Source organism: Cellulomonas terrae, from assembly GCF_007990265.1.
Lineage (GTDB): Bacteria > Actinomycetota > Actinomycetes > Actinomycetales > Cellulomonadaceae > Cellulomonas > Cellulomonas terrae.
Genome location: NZ_BJWH01000003.1, coordinates 43,111 through 66,504, shown reverse-complemented (window position 1 = coordinate 66,504; position 23,394 = coordinate 43,111). Strand labels below are relative to the sequence as shown.

General features: G+C 73.1%; 23 protein-coding genes. 11 read left to right on the top strand and 12 right to left on the bottom strand.

The features are described 5' to 3' along the window. Positions 1-55: 55 nt before the first annotated feature. Positions 56-1,087, bottom strand: coding sequence for an aldo/keto reductase (locus tag CTE05_RS04245; RefSeq protein WP_146844877.1), 1,032 nt, complete (start codon positions 1,085-1,087; stop codon positions 56-58). A gap of 219 nt (positions 1,088-1,306) precedes the next feature. On the opposite strand from CTE05_RS04245, the gene CTE05_RS04240 reads away from it, so the two are divergent. Beyond that, entirely contained in the window at positions 1,307-2,521 is a 1,215-nt protein-coding gene (locus tag CTE05_RS04240) for an AI-2E family transporter (RefSeq protein WP_146844876.1), read from the top strand. Between the two features lie 38 nt (positions 2,522-2,559). On the opposite strand, the gene CTE05_RS04235 is transcribed toward CTE05_RS04240, so the two are convergent. Then, positions 2,560-3,810: an MFS transporter gene (locus tag CTE05_RS04235; protein ID WP_146844875.1), complete on the bottom strand. Its 1,251-nt coding sequence runs from the start codon at positions 3,808-3,810 to the stop codon at positions 2,560-2,562. Between the two features lie 105 nt (positions 3,811-3,915). Here CTE05_RS04235 and CTE05_RS04230 point away from each other — a divergent pair, with 105 nt between their 5' ends. From CTE05_RS04230 to CTE05_RS04220, 3 genes are all read left to right on the top strand, one after another. Beyond that, positions 3,916-4,428: an Lrp/AsnC family transcriptional regulator gene (locus CTE05_RS04230; RefSeq protein ID WP_146844874.1), complete on the top strand. Its 513-nt coding sequence runs from the start codon at positions 3,916-3,918 to the stop codon at positions 4,426-4,428. Positions 4,429-4,550: 122 nt separating this feature from the next. After that, entirely contained in the window at positions 4,551-4,832 is a 282-nt protein-coding gene (locus tag CTE05_RS04225; protein ID WP_146844873.1) for a dsRBD fold-containing protein, read from the top strand. A gap of 131 nt (positions 4,833-4,963) precedes the next feature. Then, positions 4,964-6,019, top strand: a complete 1,056-nt coding sequence (locus CTE05_RS04220; protein ID WP_146844872.1) for a zinc-dependent alcohol dehydrogenase family protein — start codon at positions 4,964-4,966, stop codon at positions 6,017-6,019. Positions 6,020-6,167: 148 nt separating this feature from the next. Here the strand turns inward: CTE05_RS04220 and CTE05_RS04215 are convergent, their stop codons facing one another. Continuing rightward, positions 6,168-7,043, bottom strand: coding sequence for a universal stress protein (locus CTE05_RS04215; RefSeq protein WP_146844871.1), 876 nt, complete (start codon positions 7,041-7,043; stop codon positions 6,168-6,170). A gap of 235 nt (positions 7,044-7,278) precedes the next feature. Here CTE05_RS04215 and CTE05_RS04210 point away from each other — a divergent pair, with 235 nt between their 5' ends. Both CTE05_RS04210 and CTE05_RS04205 read left to right on the top strand, forming a co-directional pair. Further along, a complete protein-coding gene (locus CTE05_RS04210; protein ID WP_146844870.1) occupies positions 7,279-7,863 on the top strand; it encodes a DoxX family protein in 585 nt (194 codons plus the stop codon). Between the two features lie 100 nt (positions 7,864-7,963). Continuing rightward, positions 7,964-8,509, top strand: a complete 546-nt coding sequence (locus CTE05_RS04205; protein WP_146844869.1) for a flavodoxin — start codon at positions 7,964-7,966, stop codon at positions 8,507-8,509. Between the two features lie 44 nt (positions 8,510-8,553). Here the strand turns inward: CTE05_RS04205 and CTE05_RS04200 are convergent, their stop codons facing one another. From CTE05_RS04200 to CTE05_RS04185, 4 genes are read right to left on the bottom strand one after another with little or no spacing between them, the layout of a single operon-like run. Next, the gene (locus tag CTE05_RS04200) at positions 8,554-9,069 is read right to left on the bottom strand and encodes a DsrE/DsrF/DrsH-like family protein (RefSeq protein ID WP_146844868.1); all 516 of its coding nucleotides are present in this window, start codon (positions 9,067-9,069) and stop codon (positions 8,554-8,556) included. Between the two features lie 27 nt (positions 9,070-9,096). After that, positions 9,097-9,411 (bottom strand): TusE/DsrC/DsvC family sulfur relay protein, encoded by a 315-nt coding sequence (locus CTE05_RS04195; RefSeq protein ID WP_146844867.1) that lies wholly within the window; start codon positions 9,409-9,411, stop codon positions 9,097-9,099. A gap of 12 nt (positions 9,412-9,423) precedes the next feature. Next, positions 9,424-10,659, bottom strand: a complete 1,236-nt coding sequence (gene sqr / locus CTE05_RS04190; RefSeq protein ID WP_146844866.1) for a type III sulfide quinone reductase, selenoprotein subtype — start codon at positions 10,657-10,659, stop codon at positions 9,424-9,426. A 5-nt stretch (positions 10,660-10,664) separates the two neighbouring features. Continuing rightward, entirely contained in the window at positions 10,665-10,946 is a 282-nt protein-coding gene (locus CTE05_RS04185; RefSeq protein ID WP_146844865.1) for a dsRBD fold-containing protein, read from the bottom strand. Positions 10,947-11,173: 227 nt separating this feature from the next. Here CTE05_RS04185 and CTE05_RS04180 point away from each other — a divergent pair, with 227 nt between their 5' ends. Further along, positions 11,174-12,595, top strand: a complete 1,422-nt coding sequence (locus CTE05_RS04180) for an MBL fold metallo-hydrolase (protein WP_146844864.1) — start codon at positions 11,174-11,176, stop codon at positions 12,593-12,595. Next, positions 12,592-12,822, top strand: coding sequence for a DUF1918 domain-containing protein (locus CTE05_RS04175; RefSeq protein WP_146844863.1), 231 nt, complete (start codon positions 12,592-12,594; stop codon positions 12,820-12,822). Before CTE05_RS04180 ends, CTE05_RS04175 begins: the two co-directional genes overlap by 4 nt. Positions 12,823-12,845: 23 nt before the next feature. Here the strand turns inward: CTE05_RS04175 and CTE05_RS04170 are convergent, their stop codons facing one another. Both CTE05_RS04170 and CTE05_RS04165 read right to left on the bottom strand, forming a co-directional pair. Continuing rightward, positions 12,846-13,127 (bottom strand): hypothetical protein, encoded by a 282-nt coding sequence (locus tag CTE05_RS04170; RefSeq protein WP_146844862.1) that lies wholly within the window; start codon positions 13,125-13,127, stop codon positions 12,846-12,848. 140 nt (positions 13,128-13,267) lie between these two features. Continuing rightward, a complete protein-coding gene (locus CTE05_RS04165; RefSeq protein WP_146844861.1) occupies positions 13,268-14,128 on the bottom strand; it encodes a universal stress protein in 861 nt (286 codons plus the stop codon). Positions 14,129-14,330: 202 nt separating this feature from the next. Here CTE05_RS04165 and CTE05_RS04160 point away from each other — a divergent pair, with 202 nt between their 5' ends. Continuing rightward, entirely contained in the window at positions 14,331-15,260 is a 930-nt protein-coding gene (locus tag CTE05_RS04160; RefSeq protein ID WP_146844860.1) for a universal stress protein, read from the top strand. Here CTE05_RS04160 and CTE05_RS04155 read toward each other — a convergent pair. The 3 genes from CTE05_RS04155 to CTE05_RS04145 form a co-directional block, all read right to left on the bottom strand. Continuing rightward, positions 15,257-16,087: a universal stress protein gene (locus CTE05_RS04155; protein WP_146844859.1), complete on the bottom strand. Its 831-nt coding sequence runs from the start codon at positions 16,085-16,087 to the stop codon at positions 15,257-15,259. The genes CTE05_RS04160 and CTE05_RS04155 overlap by 4 nt on opposite strands. Positions 16,088-16,130: 43 nt before the next feature. Then, positions 16,131-16,571: a hypothetical protein gene (locus tag CTE05_RS04150; RefSeq protein ID WP_146844858.1), complete on the bottom strand. Its 441-nt coding sequence runs from the start codon at positions 16,569-16,571 to the stop codon at positions 16,131-16,133. A gap of 99 nt (positions 16,572-16,670) precedes the next feature. After that, positions 16,671-17,570: an AraC family transcriptional regulator gene (locus CTE05_RS04145; RefSeq protein ID WP_146844857.1), complete on the bottom strand. Its 900-nt coding sequence runs from the start codon at positions 17,568-17,570 to the stop codon at positions 16,671-16,673. Positions 17,571-17,627: 57 nt separating this feature from the next. Between CTE05_RS04145 and CTE05_RS04140 the strand changes: the two genes are divergently transcribed. After that, the gene (locus CTE05_RS04140) at positions 17,628-21,011 is read left to right on the top strand and encodes a DUF5107 domain-containing protein (RefSeq protein ID WP_186814728.1); all 3,384 of its coding nucleotides are present in this window, start codon (positions 17,628-17,630) and stop codon (positions 21,009-21,011) included. Continuing rightward, complete coding sequence (locus tag CTE05_RS04135; RefSeq protein WP_146844855.1) at positions 21,008-23,377, top strand: beta-galactosidase; 2,370 nt, start codon at positions 21,008-21,010, stop codon at positions 23,375-23,377. Before CTE05_RS04140 ends, CTE05_RS04135 begins: the two co-directional genes overlap by 4 nt. The last annotated feature ends 17 nt before the right edge of the window (positions 23,378-23,394 follow it).

The following is a 23,394-nucleotide window of genomic DNA, read 5'->3' as shown; positions in this document are numbered from 1 at the left end:
AATCCGAGGACGCGTGTCTCGCCTCACGCCGGCCCGCGGAGGAGGGTCGTCGCCGTCACCGCCCACCCGCGATGGTGCGGGAGCGCTGGGCGACCCCGGCGGCGCCGTACGGGTAGTCGTCGACGGACGGGGCGCTGGCGTCGGTCAGCCGCCCGAGCTCGTCCTCCGTGAGCCGGAGGTCGGCAGCAGCCAGGTTGTCGGTCAGCTGGTCGCGGGTGCGGGCCCCGATGATGACCGAGGTGACGGCGGGACGGCTTGCGAGCCACGCCAGTGCGACCTGGGACATCGTGACGCCGCGGCTCTCCGCGACGTCGCGGACGGCGTCGATGACACGCCACGTTCGTGCGTCGGCGTTCCGGGCGTCCCAGGCCTCCATGCCGCGTGCGGGGTTCTCGCCCAGCCGGGTCGCGCCCGTCGGTGGGACGTCTCGCTCGTACTTGCCGCTGAGCCATCCACCGGCCAGAGGTGACCAGGGCAGCAGACCGAGCCCTGCGTCGAGCGCCGCCGGGACCACCTCGTGCTCGATGTCGCGGACGAGCAGGTTGTACTGGGGCTGGAGGGTCACCGGGGGCGACCAGTGGTGCGACCGGGCGACGTGGACCGCCTTCGTCAGCTGCCATCCGAGGTAGTTCGAGAAGCCGTAGTACGAGATCTTTCCCGCGACGACGGCCTCGTCGAGGAACGCGAGCGTCTCCTCGACCGGGGTGAGCGCGTCCCACGCGTGCATCTGGTAGAGGTCGATGTGCTCGACGTCGAGCCGGCGGAGCGACGCGTGCAGGGCGTCGCGCAGGTGGCGACGGGACAGTCCGACGTCGTTCGGCCCGTCGCCCATGGGGAATCGGCCCTTGGTCGCGACGACGAGCTGGCGGGCGTCCGTCGGGTGCGAGGCGATCCACCGTCCGAGGATCTCCTCCGAGGCGCCGCCCGAGTAGACGTCCGCCGTGTCGACGAACGTGCCGCCGCGCTCGACGAAGGCCGTCAGCACCTCGCCGGATGCCGTCTCGTCGGACTCAGCCCCGAACGTCATGGTGCCGAGGCACTGCGTCGAGACGACCGTGCCGCTGTGACCGAGGGTGCGGTACTGCATCGGTGGGGCTCCTTCTGGGAGGTGACTGGGCGTCGACGGGCTTTGGACCCCGACCGACGTCTCGACTCTGCGCTCGGACGACGGTTCGCGCACGTGGACACCCCGTACCCACGACACGTCGGCGGCCGGAGGTGGGTGGGTGCCTATCGCGCGCAGGACGGTCGGCCGACGTAGCGTCGGGTCTCCGGCATCCGCCGTCCGCGCACTGGGAGGAGCCCGATGGGCCTGTTCGCTCGCCGACCACGACAGGACGCCCGTCCACGGGAGGTGGTGGAGCCGTTCGAGTCCTCATCGCCTCCGGGACGCAGTGCGACGGCGCTGTGGTCGGACGGATTCGGACGGGTCGGCACGAGGTCGTTGCAGGTGCTCGCGGTGCTCGCCGTCGTCGCGGTGTTCGTTCTCGTGGTGACGCAGCTGACCCTCGTGGTCATCCCGGTGCTCATCGCGCTGGTCCTCGCCGCCGCGATCTCGCCCCTGGTCTCGTTCCTGCGCCGCAAGGGCCTTCCGTCGGTGCTGGCGACGTGGGTCGCGCTGGTCGCACTCGTGGCGGTGCTGTCCGCGATCCTCTGGCTGGTCGTCGGCGCTGTCGTGAACCAGTGGGGAGACCTGCGCGACCAGGCGCTGGAGGGGTTCGACGAGCTGCAGGTCTACCTCCAGGAGCTGCCGTTCGACATCACCCCGGAGCAGATCGCCTCGGTCCGGGAGTCCGTCACGGGGCTGCTGCAGTCCGACGCGGTGAGCTCGGGTGCGATCGCGGGCGTGTCGCAGACCGTGGACTTCGTCGCCGGCTTCTTCATCATGATCGTGGTGCTGTTCTTCTTCCTCAAGGACGGTCCGCAGCTGTGGGAGTTCCTCCTGCGACCGTTCGAGGGCAGGCGCTACGAGCGCGGCGTGCGCATCGGCGACACGACGGTCCGCACGCTCGGCGGGTATATCCGCGGCACGGCGGTCGTCGCGGCGGTGGACGCCGTCGCCATCGGCATCGGGCTCGCGATCGTCGGCGTGCCGCTCGTCCTCCCGTTGTCCGTGCTGGTGTTCCTGCTGGCGTTCATCCCGCTGGTCGGCGCGACGGTGGCCGGCATCCTGGCCGCGCTGGTCGCTCTGGTGGCGGTCGGCCCCGTCGAGGCGCTGGTCGTCGTGGCGATCGTCGTGGTCGTGAACCAGCTCGAGGGCGACTTCCTCCAGCCCATCGTCATGGGCCGCGTGCTGCGGCTGCACCCGCTCGTGATCCTCTTCGCGCTCACCGCGGGGACGGTGCTCGCGGGCCTGACCGGTGCGGTGCTGGCCGTCCCGATCGCCGCGTCCATCTGGCGTGCTGTGCAGGTCTGGGACGGACCGGACCTTCCTGCCCGGTTCGCCAGGAAGAAGCGACCCGAGACGGGTCCGGCGGTCCGCCGGGACCAGGCCCGGGCGACCGTCGACGTGGCGCGCTAGACCCCGGGCGTCCGTGCCCGGTGTCTGGACGGCGTGGCTCACCGCCGGCCACCCTCGGACGAGCGAGGGGTCGCACCGGCCGGAGATGCAGCACGAGCGCCGGCGCCCGTTCCGGGCGCGGTTCGCTGCCGGTCGCGGAGCAGGAGCAGACCGGGGACGACGACGAGGGCCCCGGCCGCCAGCGTCAGGGCGGGCCACCCCGCGAGTGCGAGCACGATCGTCGACGTGAGCGTGCCGGCCGCGGCCGAGATCCACACGACTGCCTCGACCGAGCCCTCCACGTCAGCCCGCTGCTCGACCGGCAGCCCCACCGCCAGCGACGCGCTGCCGCCCACGAAGCACAGGTTCCAGCCGTAGCCGAGGACGAACAGGCCGATGGCCTGGGGGAGGAGCGCGCCGGATGCCGCCACGACGGTCGAGGTCAGCAGGGTCACGAGGCCGACCACCATCACCGGCACCGGTCCCAGGCGGTCGGCAAGACGTCCCGTGACGGGGGACAGGACGAACATGCCGAGCGTGTGGGCGGCGAGGACGAGCCCGACGACGTCCAGCCCGTGATGGTGCAGGTGGAGCTGGACGGGCACCGACGTCATCACGGCCGCCATGACGACCTGCCCGGTGACCATCACGGCGAGTCCGTCGCGTCCGGCCGGCGACCGCACGATCGTCCGGACGGGCACCCGGAACGTGCTGCGGGGTCGGCGGGCCGTGCGGAGTCCGCTCACCACCAGTGCCGCCAACAGGCCTGCGGGCACGCTGAGCAGGAACGCGCCGGAGAGCGCGGGCCGTCCGAGGGTCTCGGCGAGGCGCGCGGAGGGGAGCAGGAGCAGCGGGCCGCCGACCGCGCCGACGGTTCCGGCCCAGACGATCAGCCCGATCGCGAACCCGCGTCGCCGGGCGGGCACGAGCTCGGCGGCCGCGTAGCGGGACAGCTGCGCGGCGGCGTTCCCCAGCCCGATCAGGAGCATGCCGCCGACCAGCAGCACCACGTTGGCGAGCGGCACGGCGACCGCACCGACCGCGGCGCCGAGCGTGCTCGCGACGTACCCGAGCCGCAGGGCGGCCCGGGTGCCGGCGCGGTGGGTGAGCGCGGTGACGAGGAGAGCACCGAGTCCCGTGCCGATGACCGCCGCGGTGCCGGGCACTCCGCCCCAGGCCGGCCCCAGGGCGTCGACCGTGACGAGTGCGGCCACCGTGCTGGTGGTCGCGACGACCGCGCTGTTCAGGGCGGCGCCGGTGAACAGCGCGGACGTCGCCCGGGTTGCTGTGGTGGTGGGCTGGTCGGTCATGCAGTCGACGCTACGAAGGTGGACGGCTGCCGTGAATGGCACATCGAAGGCGTTGTGCGCCCTGCGCCTGTCGATCCAGAGGCATTCCGGCGCTACGGTTGATGGATGAGCAGATCGCTCGACGGTACGGACTGGCGCATCCTCTCCGAGCTCCAGGAGGACGGCCGACTGTCGTTCAACCAGCTGGGCCGCAAGGTCAACCTGTCCGCGCCTGCGACCGCCGACCGGGTCCGCAGGCTCGAGGAGGCCGGCGTGATCGCCGGCTACCAGGCCCGGATCGACGCCGCCCACGCGGGTCTCCCGCTCACCGCGTTCGTCAAGCTTCGGTGCTCACCCGGCCGGTGCCTGCTCCGGACCACTGCGTCGGACGAGTTCCCCGAGGTCGTCGAGATCCACAAGCTCAGCGGCAGCTCCTGCACCCTCCTGCGGGTGCGCGCTGCGTCGATGCCCCATCTGGAGGAGATCTTCGAGCGCATCGGGAGGCACGGCGAGATCGACACCCAGATCGTGCTGTCCACCCAGTACGAGGGCCGTCCTGTCACGGAGCCGCCGACCGAGAACCGGTCCGCAGAGCGGTCGCCGGGGTGGAGCCGGGGGACTCGCCCGGACGGCGCCTGAGGGGGCACGGCACCCGGGAAGTCGGGACCTTCAGACCTGGCCGTGCGAGGACCTCTGCTCGACGCTGGAGTCGGCGGAGGTCCGGTCCTGGCGGACCACGTGCAGAGGGAAGGTGTGGTCCGATGGCACGCACCTGGGGTGTCGCCGTCTACCTCTTCGACGTGGACGACCCGCCGCACGTCGGTGTGACCGAGGCGCACGCGGTGCTGTCGATGTCGAGCGGCGCCACGCTGCACGGCTACGGGCGCGTCCGTCGCGACCCGTCGCACGGTGGGAGAGGTGCCGAGGCGAGCGACCGGATCGCCGCCGCCGGGGCGCTGCGGGACCTCGCCCACCGCCTGCTGCGGGCGTGCTCCGAGGAGCTGTCCGAGATCGAGCAGGAGGACGTGGAGATCCTGCGGTGACCTCTCCCCGGGGTGCCGGCACGTCCTGACGTGCTCACGGGACCATCGGCCCTGCCCGCCCGCTGCGCCGCGGAGTATCGCTGGAGGTGCGCGGGCAACCGTGCCCGACGCGGTCGAGGTGAGGAGTCACCATGAAGGCGCTCGTGTTCCACGGTCCGAACACCATCGCGTGGGAGGAGGTCCCGGACGCGCGTCTGCTCGAACCGACCGACGCTGTGGTCCGGGTCGACACCACCACCATCTGCGGCACCGACCTGCACATCCTGCACGGCGACGTCCCGGCGGTCACCGACGGACGCGTGCTCGGCCACGAAGGCGTGGGGACCATCGTCGCGGTCGGCGACGGCGTGAGCAGCCACGCGGTCGGCGAGCGCGTGATCATCTCCTGCATCAGCGGGTGCGGCGTCTGCACCTACTGCCGGAGCCAGAACCCCTCGCACTGCCTGGCGCCCGAGGGGATGTCCGGCATCGGCTGGGTGCTCGGCCATCTGATCGACGGGACCCAGGCCGAGCTGGTCCGGGTACCGTTCGCCGACAGCTCGCTGCACCGCCTTCCCCCGAACGTGCCCGACGAGCTTGCGGTGCTGCTCTCCGACATCCTCCCGACGGGGTTCGAGATCGGTGTGCGGTACGGGCAGGTCCAGCCGGGTGACACCGTCGCCGTCGTCGGAGCCGGACCTGTCGGCCTGGCCGCGATCGCGACCGCGGGGCTCTACGGTGCCGCGCAGATCATCGCCATCGACACCGACGGCCACCGGCTCGACGTCGCGAAGCGGCTGGGCGCGACGGTCACGGTCGACCCCTCGGCGCCCGAATGGAAGGCGCAGGTGCTGGCGGTGGCCGAGGAGGGCGGGGTCGACGTGGCGATCGAGTGCGTCGGCATCCCGCAGACGTTCACCATGTGCACCGAGCTGGTCCGGCCCGGCGGGCACGTCGCGAACGTCGGGGTGCACGGCACACCGGCCGAGCTGGCGCTCCAAGACCTGTGGATCAGGAACATCACCATCACCACCGGCCTCGTCAACACGACCACGCTGCCGATGCTGCTTCGCCTGGTCGCGGCGGGGAAGCTGCCGGTGCAGGCGTTCGTCACCCACCGGTTCGACCTGGCAGACATCGTCTCGGCGTACGACACGTTCGGACGCGCGGCGCAGACCCAGGCGCTCAAGGTGCTCCTGACCCGGTGACAGGCAGCAGACGAAGGGCCCGGCTCCATGACGAGCCGGGCCCCCCTGCGCCGCGGTCGCCGACCCTGCCGATCGCTCGGGATCCGCGACCACCGCGCGGAGCGGGTGACCACCTGCATCGCACCGGTGGCGGCCCGCCCCAGGACCGTCATCCGTCGTCGCGAACCACGATCACCGGGACCGTCGCCTCGTGCAGCACGGCGTGGCTGACGGAGCCGAGCAGCATGCCGCGGAAGCTGCCCAGCCCGCGCGAGCCCACCACCAGGAGCGCAGCAGCCGCACCGAGATGGACGAGCGCGTCGGCCGGGTCGTCGTCGACGAGCGCGAGCTCGACGGCGAGCCCGTCGTTCTCGTCCCGCAGCCTGTCGGCCACGGCCTGCGCCGCCCGGTGTGTCGGGTCGCTCTCGTCGGCGGTCGCCAGCGGGGGGACGCTCCCGCGCCCGAAGGGATCGGGGATCGTCGGCCGGGCGTGCACGACGAGCAGAGGCCGCCCCCGCATCCACGCCTCCCGTGCCGCGACGCGCGCCGCCGCCAACGACGCCGACGAGCCGTCGACGCCGACCACGACCGCTGCCCTCGTCGGCGCCGGCCGGTCGGGGTCGGAGCGGACGACCACGACCGGGCAGCGAGCGTGCGCAGCGACGTGGGCACCCGTCGACCCGGTCCGTGCGCGGCCGGTGCGCACGTGTGCGCCGAGAACGAGCAGCTGGGCGCCGAAGCTGAGCTCCCGCAGGGAGGGCACCACCTGGCCGTGCAGCACGCGCGTCTCGACGTGCAGCCCTGGGTGGTGCTCCTCGAGCAGGCTCGCCTCGTCCGCCAGGTACTCCTTGGCCTCGAGGCCGAGGTCGCCGCTCGCGACGATCGGGTACCAGCTCCACGCGGTTCCCTGCCAGGAGTCCTCGACGACCCGGACGAGCAGCAGACTGGCCCGCCGCCGGACCGCCTCGTCGACTCCCCACCGGAGCGTCTGCGCGCTGTGTGCGGTTCCGTCGAGGGCGACGACCACGGGTCCGTCGGCACGCATGAGGAGCCTCCTCCGTCGGCGGCGGACGACGCCGACCTCGTGGCCGACCGCACCGCCCGCGCTCCCTCCACCCTCCGCCTCGCCGAGCCGCGGCGTCCCGGGACTTGAGTCCTGGATGTCCGCAGTGAGGACCTTCGACCCTGGGGCGCCACCACGACCCGGAGCAGCGTGGGGTCGTCAGAGTTGACGAGAACCCGGTCCCGACGGCGGGGCCGTGGGAGAAGGAGAAGGCATCATGGCCACCATTCATCCCGAGGCCAGGACGTCGACGCACCCGACCACCATGGTCGAAGACGACGTCGTCACCTCCGCGACGGGCCGCCGCTGGCTCGCCGCCACCCGGCTCGCCACAGGGTTCATCTTCCTGTGGGCGTTCCTCGACAAGACCTTCGGTCTGCACTACGCCACCGGCGCCCCCGTGACGGAGGGCGACCCGACGCTGTCCTGGATCGACGGCGGGACGCCCAGCCAGGGGTTCCTGCAGTACGGGACGACCGGCCCGTTCGCCGACACGTTCGCGTCGATGGCGAGCACGTGGACGGACTGGCTGTTCATGCTCGGTCTGCTCGGCATCGGTGTCGCGGTCATGCTCGGCGTCGGGCTGCGCATCTCGGCCGTCGCCGGCTCGATCATGATGGCGCTGATGTGGATCGCGGAGTGGCCGCTCGAGCAGGGCTCGAACAACCCCCTGATCGACTACCACATCATCTACGCCCTGGTCCTCGTCGTGTGCGCCGTCCTGCTCGCGGGCGACACCTGGGGCCTGGGACGCCGGTGGGCGCGCATCCGCGCCGTCCAGCGATTCGCCTGGCTGCGGTAGCCGGCAGCCGACGACCGCTGTGCCCGCCGCGCTCGCGCGCGACGGGCACGGCTTCTGACGGGCCGCCCGTCCTGGACGGAACCAGCGGAGGGTGAGGGTGATGAAGGCGCTGGTCGTGTACGAGTCGTCGTTCGGAAACACCGGGAAGGTCGCCCGAGCCGTCTGGGAAGGCCTCTTCAGCCGCCTCCCGGACGCGGTGCTCCTCGAGGTCGGCGCGGCCCCGACGCACCTCCCGCTCGATGTGCAGCTGGTGGTCGTCGGCGGCCCGACGCAGGCGTTCGGCATGAGCCGGCCCAGGACGCGCGCGGACGCTCAGGCCCAGGCCGGGACGGCTGTTCCCGCGCCCTCGACGGGGGTGCGGGAGTGGCTGGCAGCGCTCGAGCAGCCCGAGCAGCACGTGCGTGCGGCGACCTTCGACACACGGATCGCCAGCCCCCACCTGCCCGGTTCCGCCGCCGCCGGCGCGCGGCGCGCACTGCGGCGCGCCGGCCTCGACGTCACCGCCGGGGCCGAGAGCTTCTGGGTGCTCGGCACGAAGGGTCCGCTGCGCGACGGAGAGCTGGAGCGCGCCTACTCCTGGGGTGTCGGCCTGACCGACCTCCTGCTGGGTGGGCACGCAGAACCGGACCCAGCACCGTCACGGTGACGTCCCCGCTGCGGTAGCGGGGGACGGACCGCTCGGCCCGGCCGCTAGATGAAGAGCAGCTGCGCGCCCGCGGTCTTCTCGATGAAGTCGCTGGCGCTGATGATCCCCTCGACGTCCTCCATCAGGTCGGCGGGCGTCAGGTGGTTCATGTCCGCGGAGAGCCGGCACGCCCACAGGTGACCCCCGGAGGCCACGATCTGTTCGAGGAACTCCGGGACGTCGGGGACGTCGAGCTCCGCGATCGCCTTCCTCAGGCGTGACGTCGCCAGTGCGGTCATCCCGGGAAGCCCTCCGAGCCCCTGCGGCAGGTGGGTCGCCGTGTTCCCGAGCATGGTGAACTTCAGGTCGCTCATCCTGGCTGTGGTGATCATGTCGAGCCCCCAGAAGGTGAAGAACACGTGCGTCTCGACGCCTTCGCCGAGCGCGGCGTTCGCCAGGATCAGGCCGGGATAGGCCATGTCGAGGTTGCCCTTCGAGCAGATGATCGCGAGCTTGCGGCCCGAGGGGCCGTCGGTCTCGAACTGGGGCACGATCGCGGGTGCGGTCTCGGTGGAGGTCATGACAGTGCCTCTCGTCGTCAGTGCGGGTCAGACGCAACCCACGGGCTTGGGCAGGCCGGCGACGTAGGCCATCTTCTTCGCCGGCTTCTGCGGGAAGAGCCGGAAGAGCTCTTTGACGGGCACGCCGCTGCCGGCTGATGCTCGCCGGAGCGTCGGAGTCTCGCCGCGCTGGTGGAAGTCCGCTCGGAGGAACTCCAGGACCGCACGATGCTCGTCGGTGAGCGTGAGCCCGACCTGGGCGGCGAGGACGGACGCGAGCTCGTCGTCCCACTCGGAGGGATCGGTCAGGAAGCCCTCGTCGTCGACGTGGATCGTGTGGCCCGCGAGGGTCGTGACTGGCATGGTGCACCGCCTCTAGGACGTGGTGACGGGGGACTTCTTGCCGGCCATGGACATGGCGGGCGGGACGGGCATCGGCCGACCGGGGAGCAGGACGTTCCAGTACAGCCAACGGAACGCGAGCTTCCCCACGTGGTTGACACGGCTCTCGGTGAGCAGGCGCATCGGCCCGACGAACGGGACCGGGTAGGTCCCGGGCAGTGGCTCGGTGTCGTAGTTGAAGTCGAGCAGCAGAGCCTTACCGTCCCCGGACTCCACGAAGCAGTTGGCATGGCCGTCGAACGAGTGCGTGAGCTCCCGGCCGGCAGCAAGCTCCACCACGTTGTCGACCAGCACGTCGGCCGAGAAGTGGGCGACCGATCCTGCCTTGGAGGTCGGGAGGTCGGACGCGTCACCGATCGCGAAGATGTGCGGGTCCGCCGTCGACTGGAGCGTGTGCCGGTCGACCGGGACGAAGGCGAGCTCGTCGCCGAGGCCCGACCGCTCGACGAAGTCGGCGCCACGGTTCAGCGGCACGGTGACGAGCAGGTCGAACGGGATCCGCCGACCGCCGTAGGACTCCAGCGCGGTGCCGTCGATGCGTTCGACGAGGAAGTCCGGCTCCACCGTGATGCTGCGTTCGGCGAGCATCGAGCCCAGCCGCTGCGACGCGACGGGCTGGGTGAAGGCACCGTCCAAGGGGGTCGCATAGATCAGGTCCGTCGCGTCGCGACGCCCGCGCTCCCGCAGCCAGTGGTCCACGAGGAACGTGAACTCGAGCGGTGCGACGGGACACTTGATCGGCACGTCGGTCACGTGGACGACGAGGCGGCCACCCGTGAAGCGTCGCAGTGCGGTGGCCAGGGCCTTCGCCCCGTCGAGCGTGTAGAAGTCGAAGATGGTGCGGCGCCACTGCGGACCGAGCATCCCTGGCGTCTGGTCCGGGCGGGGCACGGCGCCGGAGGCGATCACCAGGAAGTCGTAGGGGAGCAGCCGGCCGTCCAGGAGCACGACCTCCCGTGCGGCGGGGTCTACGCGGTCGACCGCCTCCAGGACCAGCTCGATGCCGTCGCGCACGAAGGCGTGGCGTGACCGCACCAACGATCGGGTCGGACCACCGAACGGCACGAAGAGGAAGCCGGGCTGGTAGGGGTGCGCGTCGTCCCGGTCCACGACGGTGATCACCCAGGTGTCGTCGAGCCTGCGGCGGAGCTTGTTGGCCACCATCGTCCCGGCGGTCCCCCCGCCGAGCACGACCACGTGCCTGGTCACGGCTGTCAGTGCACGACGTGCACGTCGCCGTGCTCGATCGCGGAGATGTCGTCGGAGGTCGCGCGCAGGAGGCGGTCCGCGAGGTCACGCAGCGCGCGCGCGGCAGCCAGCTCCTCACCGATCTCGGGGACGTCGACGTCCTGCGGTGCACGTCGGGCGCGGCCGTAGCCGTCCAGGCGGGTCCCCGCCGACGTGGTGAGCACGGCGTGCGCCTTCGTCACGTCGCCGTCGTCCCGGACGTCGTCCGCATCGAAGAGGTGGATCACGACTTTCCAGGTGTGCGTCATCGCACTGCTCCCTTCCGCCTACCCGGGCCGCCCCGCCACCGGGGCGACTCGTCCTCACCACCAGCCTTCGTCGGGTGCCGTGCGCGAGATAGGGCAGAAGGTCCCGATGCCGACCGGACCCGGCGCACGCAGGCTTCGGGACCTCCGACCCTGGTCCGTGCGGGGCGGCGGCCGAAGGCTGGCGGGAGAAGGACGACGCGTGAGCTCTCGCTGGTGGGAGGTCGGAGATGGACGTCGGACGGACGGCCCTGACGTTCCTCGGCGGCGCCGGGACGGTGACCGGCAGCGCGTTCCTGGTCGAGCACGACGGTCGTCGACTCCTCGTCGACTGCGGGCTCTACCAGGGCGAACGGCAGTGGCGCCGGCTGAACTGGGAGCCGTTCGCCGTCCCGCCCGCAAGCATCGACGCGGTGGTGGTCACGCACGCCCACCTGGACCACTGCGGCTACCTGCCCGTCCTGGTCCGCGACGGGTTCGCCGGCCCGATCTGGGGCACGCGATGGTCGAACGAGCTCGCGGCGATCGTCCTGCGGGACAGCGGGCACCTCAACGAGCGCGACGCGCAGTACGCCCGTGCGAGCGGGTACTCGCGGCACGACCCCCCGCTGCCGCTCTACACCGTGGAGCAGGCCGACGAGGCCGTCTCCCACTTCCGGGCCGTCTCGTACGAGGACGAAATCACGGTCGCCGACGAGCTCGGCTTCACCCTGTGGCCGGCCGGTCACGTGCTCGGCTCGGCCAGCGTCCTCGTCCGGGCCGGAGGTGCCCGGGTGCTGTTCTCGGGCGACCTCGGGCGCCCCTCCCATCCGGTCCTGCCGCCCCGGGCGAGTCCCCCCGACGCGGAGACCGTCGTGGTCGAGTCCACCTACGGAGATCGCCGCCACGACGTCGGCACGCCGGCGCACTACCGCATGGCTGCGGCCATCCGCCGGACGGTGGGGCGCGGAGGCTCGGTCCTCGTCGCGGCGTTCGCCATCGACCGGACCGTCCTGGTGCTCGAGGCGCTCTCTGCCCTCATGAGAGGCGGCGACATCCCCGAGGTGCCGGTGATCGTCGACAGCCCGATGGCGCTCGCCGCGCTGGAGGTGTACCGCGACGCCGCCACGCAGGGGCAGCTCCGGCCCGGGATCGGCCCCGAGCTCGTCGACCTGCCCACCCTCCGTCTCGCACCGATGCCGGCCGAGTCGATGGCGCTCAACCGGCCCGACTCGCCGTGCATCGTCCTGTCCGCCTCCGGGATGGCATCCGGCGGGCGCATCGTCCATCACCTGCGCTCGTGGCTGCCCGATCGCGACAACTGCATCGTCCTCACCGGCTTCCAGGCGCCGGGGACGCGGGGTCGTGACCTCGTCGACGGGGCGCGGGAGGTCAAGCTGCTGGGGCGGTACGTGCCCGTGCGCGCGGAGATCGTCCACGACGAGGAGTTCTCCGTGCACGCCGATGCGGGCGAGCTCGTCGAGTGGCTCGGTCAGCTGCAGCGGCCGCCGGCGGCCGTGTACGTGGTGCACGGCGAGCCGCGTGCGGCACTGGCGCTGGCGGACCGTGTCCGCGCGTCCGTGGGGTGTGCGGTCAGCGTCCCGGAACGCGGCGAGAGGGTGCTCGTGGACGACGCTCAAGCGCTGCACCCGAGGTCGGGAAGCGCACCGTGAAGGCCGCGGCAGGCGACCGGCTCGTCGTCGCGGGGGCGCACCTCGGCGACGCTAGCCGCGACGCGGAGGTCCTGGAGGTCCGCGGGGCAGACGGCGGACCGCCGTTCCTCGTGCGCTGGTCGGACTCCGGTCACCTCGGTCTCGTCTTCCCGGGACCCGACGCCGTGATCGCAGATCCTCAGGCGAAGGGCGTGCTCCGCACGACGAGAGGCGCCGGGGGCACCTGAGACCCGCCGCAGCCCGACGTCCTTCAGGACTCGGCAGGCTGGGCGGTCAGCCGACCGGTCGTGCACACGTCGACCGGCACACCGTCCACCTCCGCGGGGACGTCGACACAGGCGTCGACGACGTTGACCCGCAGCACGTAGCCGTCGCCCGTCCGGGCGAGCCCGACGCCGCAGACGCCGGACCGTCCCGCGAGTTGCGCACGGAGCCGTCGCTGGGCTCCGCGTGCGGCGCTGAGGGTGGGACCTGGACGACGGCGCGGCGTGCGGGACGTCGGCTCGGTCGCGCTCCGTGGTGCGTTCGTCATCGCCGTACCTCCCTGAGTCCCAGGCACCCGGTCCGTCGCGTGGTGATGTGCTCGGTCAGGGCCCGCGGGTCCCTGACCTGCGTGGGCCCGCAGGTCCTTGTCGGGCTCGGGTCCAGGGGCCCTCGGAGCCGACCGCACGGTCAGCGGACCACGACCACGGGGCTCGTGGCATGGTGCAGGACCGCCTGGCTCACCGACCCGAGCAGGAGGCCGCGGAAGCCCCCCAGCCCGCGCGAGCCCACCACGACCATCTCGGCGTCCTCCGCGGCGGCGAGGAGGACCTGCGCCGGCCCGCCGCGGCGGACCACGGGCGTCACGTCGACGTCGGGGTAGCGCTCCGCGTGGCCCGCGAGGCTCTCGGACAGCACCGCCTTCTCCGCCACCCGGATCTCCTCCACCTCCTCGGGCATCCACGGCGGCACCGGGCCGAACAGCGACGGAAGCTCCCAGCCGTGCACGGCGACGAGCGGGAGACCCAGCCGGGACGCCTGGTCGAACGCGAAGTCGACGGCGCTCATGCTCGTCGCAGAGCCGTCCACCCCCACCACGACCGGTCGCACGGACTGCTCCGCCGAGGCGGGCTGCGTCCGGACCACGACGACCGGGCAGTGAGCGTGGGACGCGACGGTCACGCCGACCGAGCCGAGGAGCAGTCCCGCGAAGCCTCCGCGGCCCCGGGACCCCACGACGAGCAGCCGGGCGTGCTTCGACGCCTCCGTGAGGACGGCGGCCACGCTGTCCTCCGGTTCGAGCTGCGTCGTGACCACGAGGTCCGGGTCTGTCACCCGCAGCCGCTCGACGCCGTTCGCGAGGACCTGCGTGCCGATCTTGACGGTCAGGTCCAACGGTCGGTCGGCGACGACGTAGCCGTCGAGGAACGTCCGTGCGACGTGCACGATCCGTAGCGACGTGTGCTCGCGCCGAGCCGCCTTCGCAGCCCAGGCCAGTGCCTCGTCCGCGTGGTTCGAGCCGTCGTACCCCACCACGATCTCTCGGTTCATCTCACACCTCCGAAGACTTCCTCGTCCCGTCGTCCGGTTCGGACACCTCGATCGTGCGCACGCGCCGCGCAGGGTTCGTAGAGTCGGAGGTCCTGCGCTGCGGCGGGGCGGTTCGCAGGGGGACAGGACCTTGGGCCGTTCCGCTGGTCGCCCGCGCACGGTTCGCTGGAGACGATCACGGTGGATCACGGGAGGGATGGCCATGAGCTCGACCGCCGCCGTCGGACCCGGCCTGATCGTCGTCGGCGTCGACGGCTCCGAGCCGGCGCTCCGGGCGGTCGGCACGGCTGCCGTGCAGGCACGCCTGCTCGGGTGCCGGCTCGAGGTGGTGCACGCGTTCATCTGGCCCGAGCTCCGAGGTCCCGCGGTCCCGACCCCCGCGTGGCTGCCTGGTGCGGGCCTGCAGGCATCGGCTGAGCGCACCGTGGACGAGGCGGTCCGGCGGGCCCAGGAGACGGCGCCGGGGGTCGCCGTGAGTGGAGCGGTGGTGCCCGGCGCGCCCGAGCCGGTCCTCCTGCGCGCGAGCGTGGGTGCTGCTCTCGTCGTGGTGGGCGACCGCGGTCTGGGTGGGTTCACCGGGCTCCTTCTCGGCTCGGTCGCCGTCGAGCTGGCGTCCCGCGCCCGGTGCCCCGTCGTCGTCGTCCGTGGTCGGTCCGAACCCACCGGTCCGGTCGTGCTGGGGGTGGACGGCGGCGCGCTCAGGGCGACGGTCGCCGACCTGGCACTCTCGTGGGCCGCGGCCAACGGGCTGACGCTCCGTGCGGTCCACGCTGTGCCTGACGGACGCCCGCGGGACCTGGGTGCGACCGGTGAGCAGGACCGGCGGTGGTCGTCCGATCCCGCCACCGTCCCCGAGGAGTTCTCGGCGGTCGAGGTGCGTCGGCGCACCCGTCCGGCGGTCGAGGTGGAGCGTGCGGTGCGGAGCGGGGACGCACGGCGCGTGCTCGTCCGCGAGAGCGAGGACGCGAGCCTCGTGGTCGTGGGGTCCCGGGGCCGCGGGGGGTTCGACGGGCTCCTGCTCGGGTCGGTGAGCCACGCGGCGCTGCACCACGCAGCCTGCCCGGTCGCCGTGGTCCCGCACCTGTCAGGTGGGCTTCGACCACCGCTACGACCACCCGACCTCGGGGCCTAGCGGGCGTGGTGCGGGTGCACGATCGCGACCGGGCAGGTGGCGTGGTGCACCACGGCATGACTGACCGACCCGAGCAGGAGACCCGTGAACCCGCCGCGTCCCCGGGAGCCGAGGACCACCAGCTGGGCATCACCCGAGGCAGCGAGCACGATCTCGGCGGCGCCACCCAGCCGGACCGTGGACCGCACCTCGACGTCCGGGTACCTGTCGGCGTGCCCGGCCAGGCTCTCGGCGAGGAGGGCCTTCTCGGCGACGAGCCGATCCGCGATCTCGTCCGGTGTCCATGCCGGGGTCGGTCCCAGCAACGCAGGCATCTCCCAGGCGTGGACGGCCAGCAACGGAGCCTCGCGGCGGGACGCCAGGTCGAACGCGAGGTCGACCGCACTGGTGCTCGTGCGCGAGCCGTCCACCCCGACGACGACGGGCCGTGCCAGCGGGACGGACGAGCTGCCCGGGCGGTGCCGGACGACGACCACCGGGCACCGGGCGTGCGCTGCGACCGCCGTGCTCACCGAGCCGAGCAGCAGGCCTGCGAACCCGCCCAGGCCGCGCCCTCCGACCACCAGCATGCGTGCATCGGTGCTCATGTCGACGAGGGTGCCCGGGACGCTGTCGCGCAGCTCCAGCGACGACGTGATCTCGACGTCGGGGGCCGCAGACCGTACGCGTTCCACGCCCTCGGTCAGTGACCGGCCGCCGCCCTGCCCGAGCCCGACATGGACGATGCGCAGCGGACGACGCTCCCGTCTCGCCTCGTCGGCAGCCCACTCCAGCGCCTCCTGCGCCTCCGGAGAGCCGTCGTACCCGATCACGATGTGCCCGCTCATGCTGCACCTCCGGCGCCGTGTCCTGGGCACTGCTCTGCTCGTCTCAGGCTCGTCCAGGCGCCGCCGCGTCCCCAGGGCCGTTGGTCCCGAAGCCCCTCCAGCGAGCGGCCGCCGCGGTCTCCGCCAGCCCCACCGCGAAGAACGTCCACTGCACGGGCGACTCCCAGCCGATCAGTGGCAGCTGGGCAACCACCCAGCCGGTCAGGACGACGCCGGCGCCCAGTGCGGCCTGAGGTGCCCGGGCGTGCCGGCGCAGGCCGAGCACCAGCGCGGCGCCCTGCGGCACGCCGACGCACATCGCGAGAGCGACAGCGGGGACGAGCGGGCCGTTCACGAACGTCAGTCGGTCGACCAGCGGGTCGAACTCGCCGGACAGGAAGCCCTGCACGCCCGCGAGGGCGCCCACGGTGGTCAGCCCCGCGAGTGCGATGGCGCACCGCCGGGCCACCGGCCTCGGCGACGGGAGCGACGTCCGCTCGGTCATGGCACGAGCGTGGCCCGGGACGCGAGCGCCGACCAGGGCAGAAGGTCCCCGGCAGCGGAGACACGGATGCCGGCGGGGCGACGTCGGTGCCCGCGATCGTCACGCCCCCGTCGGGCGGTCGCGGTAGGCCCTCGGCGACATCCCGTGGACCCCCGTGAAGTGGCGTGAGAAGTACAGCGGATCGTCGTACCCCGCCGCCCGTGCCACCGATGCGATCGACGACGTCGTGCTGTCCAGCAGCTCCCGGGCCCGCGCCATGCGCAGCTGGGTCTGGTACTGCAGGGGAGAGGCGCCGAGGTGCCGGCGGAAGAGGGCGTTCAGCTGGGACGGGCTCAGCCCCACCATCGCGGCGAGCTCCTGGGTGGAGGTCCGGCGGGGCGCCGTCGCGCGGAGGTGCTCCGCGGCCTGCTCGACGGGGCTGAGCCCGGGTCCCGGGGTGCGTCGGCCCGTGGCCGTGATGTGGGCGAGCGCGTGCCACGCGGCGCCGGAGGACCGCACGAAGGCCGTGGTCGTCATCCCGTCGTCGAGCGCGTCGACGACCTGCGCGACGAGGCTCGCGACGGGTGCGGCGTCGCGCAGGTGGGTGACCGGGCCGCCGGCGGCGTCGCGCGCCGCGTCGACGAGGTCGCCGGAGTCGGACCCGACGACGTGGAGCCACCACAGCGTCCACGGGTCGGTGTCGCCGGCCCCGTACGCGTGGGGCTCTCGCGCGCGCAGCAGCACGGCGTCGCCGCGCCCGACGGGGACGGTGGTCCCGCCCGTCCGGCACCAGCCCGAACCGTCGGTGCAGACCAGGAGGACGTGCTCGGCGGCGCCGACGGCCCGCTCCCGACCGTGCCGCGACGCGTGGGGGAAGAAGCCGGCGTCGGTCACGACGAGCTTGCCCGTCACCGGGTGGCCGAGCGCGCGCTCGACCGCGGGCCGGGGGACGACCAGCATCCGCTGGCCGGCGAAGCCCTCGCGGAGGAACTCTCGCGTCCGGATCGGCGGTTCGTCCATGTGCGTCAGTGGAACGTGCATCGGCGAACGATGTCAACCGCCGATATGTTCATCACCATGCTCAGCGACGAGTCCACGATCGTCCTGCCGGAGGCCCCGGACGACATCGCCGGACGATCCGTGCGCGCCTGGCCGCACGCGGTCTCGATCGACACCTACGAGGTCGGGGCCCCGGACCGGTACCCGGCGTACCTCGACCAGCGCGTCTACCAGGGCTCCTCGGGAGCGGTGTACCCGTTGCCGTTCATCGAGAGCGTCGCGCAGGTCAAGACGCCACGGCTGTGGGACGCGGTGCACCTCGAGAACGAGTACGTCCGACTGATGATCCTGCCCGAGCTCGGCGGACGGATCCACGTGGGCCTCGACAAGACCAGGGACTACGACTTCTTCTACCGCAACGACGTCATCAAGCCCGCACTCGTCGGCCTCGCCGGGCCGTGGGTCTCCGGCGGGGTGGAGTTCAACTGGCCGCAGCACCACCGGCCCGCCACGCACCTGCCGTGCGAGGTGACGATCGAGGAGGAGCCCGACGGCTCGGTCACGGTGTGGTGCTCCGACCACGACCCGTTCGCCCGCATGCAGGGGATGCACGGCCTGCGGCTGCGGCCCGGCAGTGCCCTGATCGAGGTGCGGGGGCACGTCGTCAACCGGACCGACGACGTCCAGACGTTCCTGTGGTGGGCGAACGTCGCCGTCGCGGTCGACGACGGCTACCAGTCCTTCTTCCCGACGGACGTGCACGTCGTCGCCGACCACGCGAAGCGCGCCGTCACGACGTTCCCGCAGGCGTCGGGCCGCTACTACGGCGTCGACTACGCCGCGCAGCGCACGCCGGAGCGCCCCGACGGCGACCGGCTCGACTGGTACCGGAACATCCCGGTGCCGACGTCGTACATGTGCCTGGGCACGCAGGACGACTTCTTCGGCGGGTACGACCACGGTGCCCGCGCGGGCTTCGTGCACTGGGCCGACCACCGCGTGGCGCCCGGCAAGAAGCAGTGGACCTGGGGCAACGCGCCGTTCGGGCAGGCCTGGGACGCGCAGCTGACGGACACCAACGGCCCCTACATCGAGCTCATGGCCGGGGTCTTCACGGACAACCAGCCGGACTTCGCCTTCCTCAGGCCGGGGGAGACCAAGACGTTCTCCCAGTACTGGTACCCGATCCAGGACATCGGACCGGCGCACCAGGCGACGCGCGACGCGGCGGTGAGGCTCGACGTCGTCGACCAGGGGTCGACGACGCTGGTCCGCGCGGGTGTCGCGACGACGTCCGCCCGGCCCGGCAGCCGGGTGCTCGTGCGGTCCGGGGACCTCGTCCTCCTCGACGAGCGGGTCGACCTGGCACCCGGCGCGCCGTTCGTCCAGGAGGCGACCGTCGGCGGGTCCCTGCTCCCCGAGTCCTGCGAGCTGGTGGTGGAGCACGACGGGGGAGTGCTCCTGACGTGGAGCCCGCGGCCGCAGGCGGGCGAGCAGGGGGCGCCGACCGGCGCCGCCACCGAGCCCCCGGAGCCGTCACAGATCGACTCCGTCGACGAGCTGTACGTCACGGGCGTGCACCTGGCCCAGTACCGCCACGCCACCCGGTCACCCGAGCCGTACTGGGCCGAGGCCCTGCGTCGCGACCCGGGCGACTCCCGGTCCCACGTCGCCCTCGGTTCCCGGCGCCAGCACGACGGCCGGCTGGAGGACGCGGAGCAGCACCTGCGCGCCGCAGCGACCCGGTTGACCCGGCGCAACCCCAACCCACGCGACGGAGAGGCGCACTACCGGCTCGGTGTCGTCCTCGGCCGCCTGGGTCGCTCCGACGACGCGAGGTCGGCACTGGCGACGGCCATGTGGGACGGCGCGTGGGTCGACGCGGCGACGGTGGCGTCGGCGCGCCTCGACCTGGCCGACGGACGGACCGAGCGGGCCGCCGACGACCTGGCCGCGTTGCTGGTCCGCACCCCCGGGCACCACCAGGCACGCAACCTGGCGGCGGTCGCGGCCCGGCGTCGGGGCGACCTGACCGCCGCCCGGGCGCACGTCGAGCTCGTCCTGACGACGAACCGGCTCGACGCCTGGGCGCGTGACCTCGGGCACCGCCTCGGACTCGACGTCACGACCACCAGCGATCCCACCGTCGCCCTCGACGTGGCCAAGGAGTACCTCAGCGTCGGGGAGGACGATGCGGCCGCCGACCTGCTCGAGCGGACCAGCACCGTCCCGTCGATCCCCGGTCGGACGAACGTCGGGCCGCTCGCGCTCGTGCACCTGGCCGACCTCGAGCTGCGTCGAGGTCGCCCGTCCGGGGCCGAGACGACCCTGGCGGGGGCGCGATCCCTGGACCGCACCTGGTGCTTCCCGTCAGCGGGCGACCATGACGCTCTGCAGCGCCTGCGCCGATGGCTGCCGGGCGACGCGCTGCTCGCGGAGCTGCACGGCCACTGGCTCTACGCCGCCGGCCGGCGCCTCGAGGCGATCGAGGCGTGGGAGGTGGCCGCGACCAGCGGGGACGCCGGACCGGTGGTCCTGCGCAACCTCGGCGTCGCCGCGCACAACGTCCAGGGCCGGCCAGACCTCGCCGCCGCGTACTACGCCCGAGCGCGAGCGCTCGCCCCCGGCGACGCGCGGCTGCTCTTCGAGTCCGACCAGCTCGCCGGCCGGCGGGGCGTCGACCCCGCCGAGCGCATCGAGGTCCTGCTGGAGCGCCCGGACCTGGTCGGCTCGCGCGACGACCTCTCGGTCCAGCTCGCGGAGCTCCTCACCGCCGACGGCCGCGCCCCGGAGGCCCTGGACGTGCTCACCGGCCGGACCTTCCAACCCTGGGAGGGCGGGGAGGGCCGGGTGCTCGCCGCGTGGGAGGACGCGCACCTGAGCCTCGCGCGCCGCTCACTGGCCGCAGGCGAGCCGGACGCCGCCGTCCAGCACGCGCACGCGGCCCTCGATCCGGTCCCCACCCTCGGAGAGGCTCGGCACCCGCTCGCCAACACGGCCGACCTGCACCTCGTGCTCGGCGACGCGCTCGCGGCGGCGGGTGACCCGGGCGCGGCCAGGTCGCACTGGGAGAGGGCCGCCGCGCAGCACGCCGACTTCCAGGGGATGCAGGTCCACCCGTACTCCGAGCGGACCGCGGCGGCCGTCGCCGCGCTGCGCCGGCTCGGGCGGCGGCACGAGGCCCAGGAGCTGCGGGACGGCCTTGCGTCGTACCTGGCCGAGCAGAGGGCCGTCACGGCACGGATCGACTACTTCGCGACCTCGCTGCCCACGATGCTGCTGTTCACCGAGGACCTCCAGGCCACCCACGACGCCCGGGTCCGCGTCCTGGAGGCACAGCTCGCGCTGCTGGACGGCCACGAGGACGGGGCGGTGTCCATCGCCGCGGACGTCCTCGAGCGTCATCCGCTCGACCCCGACGCCCGCGCCGTCGCGTCGCGTGCCGGCCGAGGAGCACCATGAACGGCGACGCCCGCCGCATCACCGTCACGGCACCCGGGTTCCCCCGACGCGGCCACCTCCCCGTCGGCGACGCACCGGCCGGGCCGGACGCGATCGAGGTGACCAGCCGGTACGTGGAGCGCGCCGGTCGTCCGTGGTTCCCGATCACCGGGGAGATCCACTACTCCCGCCTCCCACGCGAGCGGTGGAGCGAGGTCCTCGGGCACGCCAGCGCCGGGGGCCTGACGTCCGTCGCGACCTACGTGCTGTGGCAGGCGCACGAGCCCGAGCCCGGGCGTTTCCGGTGGGACGGGAACCTCGACCTGCGCGCGTTCATCGGGCTGGCGGCGCAGCACGGGCTCGACGTCGTCGTCCGCATGGGTCCGTGGGCGCACGGCGAGGCGCGGTACGGCGGGTTCCCCGACTGGCTCGTCGAGCGGGACCTGCCCACGCGGACGAACGACCCCGAGTACCTCGCGCTCGTGCGGACGTTCTACGCGCAGACCGTCGCGCAGCTCGTCGGTCTCACGCACGCCGAGGGCGGCCCGATCGTCGCCGCCCAGATGGACAACGAGCTGTACGACCAGCCGGAGCACCTGGCGCGGCTGCGACAGATCGCCGAGGAGCTCGGGCTGCGCGTCCCGATCTGGACCGCGACGGGCTGGGGCGGCGCCCAGGTCCCCGAGACGTTGCTGCCCGTGTACAGCGCCTACGCCGACGGGTTCTGGGACGACGAGCAGACGCCGTGGCCGGCGTTCGCGTCGTCCCACTTCCGGTACAGCCCGGTCCGGGACGACCTGACCGTCGGGGCCGACCTGCGCGAGGCGCTCGACGGGATCGGTGTCGATACCGGTGCCGTGCCGCTCACGGACGACGACGCGGTGCCCTTCGTGACGTGCGAGCTCGGCGGGGGCATGCACGTCGCCTACCACCGTCGACCTCTGGTGACCCCGCGGGACGTCGAGGCGCTCGCGCTGGCGAAGGTGGGCAGCGGCTCGATCTGGCAGGGGTACTACATGTACGCCGGCGGCACCCAGCGGACCGGTCCGCATGGCCCCGAGCAGGAGTCGCACGCGACGGGCTACCCGAACGACGTGCCCCGGACGACCTACGACTTCGCGGCGCCGATCGGCGAGCACGCCCAGATCCGCCCGCACCACCACCTGCTGCGGCGCCAGCACCTGTGGCTCCAGGAGGACGGGCACCGGATCGCGTCGATGACCTCGACCGTCGGCGGAGGGAGCGCGGACCCGGACGAGCTGCGCTGGGCGGTCCGGTCGGACGGTCGCAGCGGCTACCTGTTCGCCTCGACGTACCAGCCGGCCGCGCAGCCGCTGCCCGGGCAGCCCGACGTCCAGGTCACCGTCGACTTCGACGACGACTCCGTGACCGTCCCGACGGTGCCGGTCGACCTTCCCGCGGGCGCCTCGGTGGTGTGGCCGCTGCGGTATCCCGTGTCGTCGTCCGTCGTCCTGCGCAGCGCGACCGCCCAGGTGCTCACCCGTGGCTGGGACGACGAGGGGGAGCTCCTCGTCCTGGCCGCCTCCGAGGGCGTCCCCGTCGAGCTGGTGCTGGACGGTGCGCTCGAGGTGGGCGGCGCCGGGACGGGCGTCGTCCGCGACGAGACCACCGTGGTCTCGCTCGTCGAGCCGACGGGACCGCGCTGCGTCGTCGGGCTGCCGGGCGTGCGGATCCTCGTCCTGGACCCCGCGAGCGCCGACCGGCTCTACGTCCTCGACCTGGCCGGTCGGGACCACCTGGTGCTGTCCGACGCGCCGGTCTACTCGCTCGACGGTGCGCTCGTCGTGCACCCGGACGAGGCGCGGCACACGCTCTCCCTCCTGCCCGGCGTTCCCGAGCTGGTGGCCGACGGGGCGCGCCTCAGTGACTCGCGCGCCGACGGTCCCTGGCACACCTGGACCGTCGACGCGCCGCACGCCGGGCGCACCACGCTGCTATCCGGCGTCGAGCCGCAGGCGACGGCTGCCCCCGACCCGGTCCGCGGCGGCCCGATGAACCGCCTGAGCGCACCGACCGACTTCACGGGTGCGGCCGTCGTGCACGTCGACGTCCCGGCCGAGCTGCTCGACGGTGCCCACCGGGCGCTCCTTCGGGTGACCTGGACGGGCGACGTCGGCAGGGCCTTCGTGGGCGACCGGCTGGTCAGCGACCACTTCTGGCACGGACGCACCTGGGACGTCGACCTGACGCCGTGGGCCGCCGAGGTCGCGGAGCAGGGGGTGCGGTTCGAGCTCCTGCCGTGGCGGCGCGCCACCGGTGTGTGGGTGCACCCGAGCGTCCGTGATGTGCCCGACGGCGTCCACGTGACGTCGATCGACCTGGTCCGGGTCGGCCGCGCACGGCTCACCGCCGCGGGGACCGAGTGAGGGCTGCCTCCGGGGCC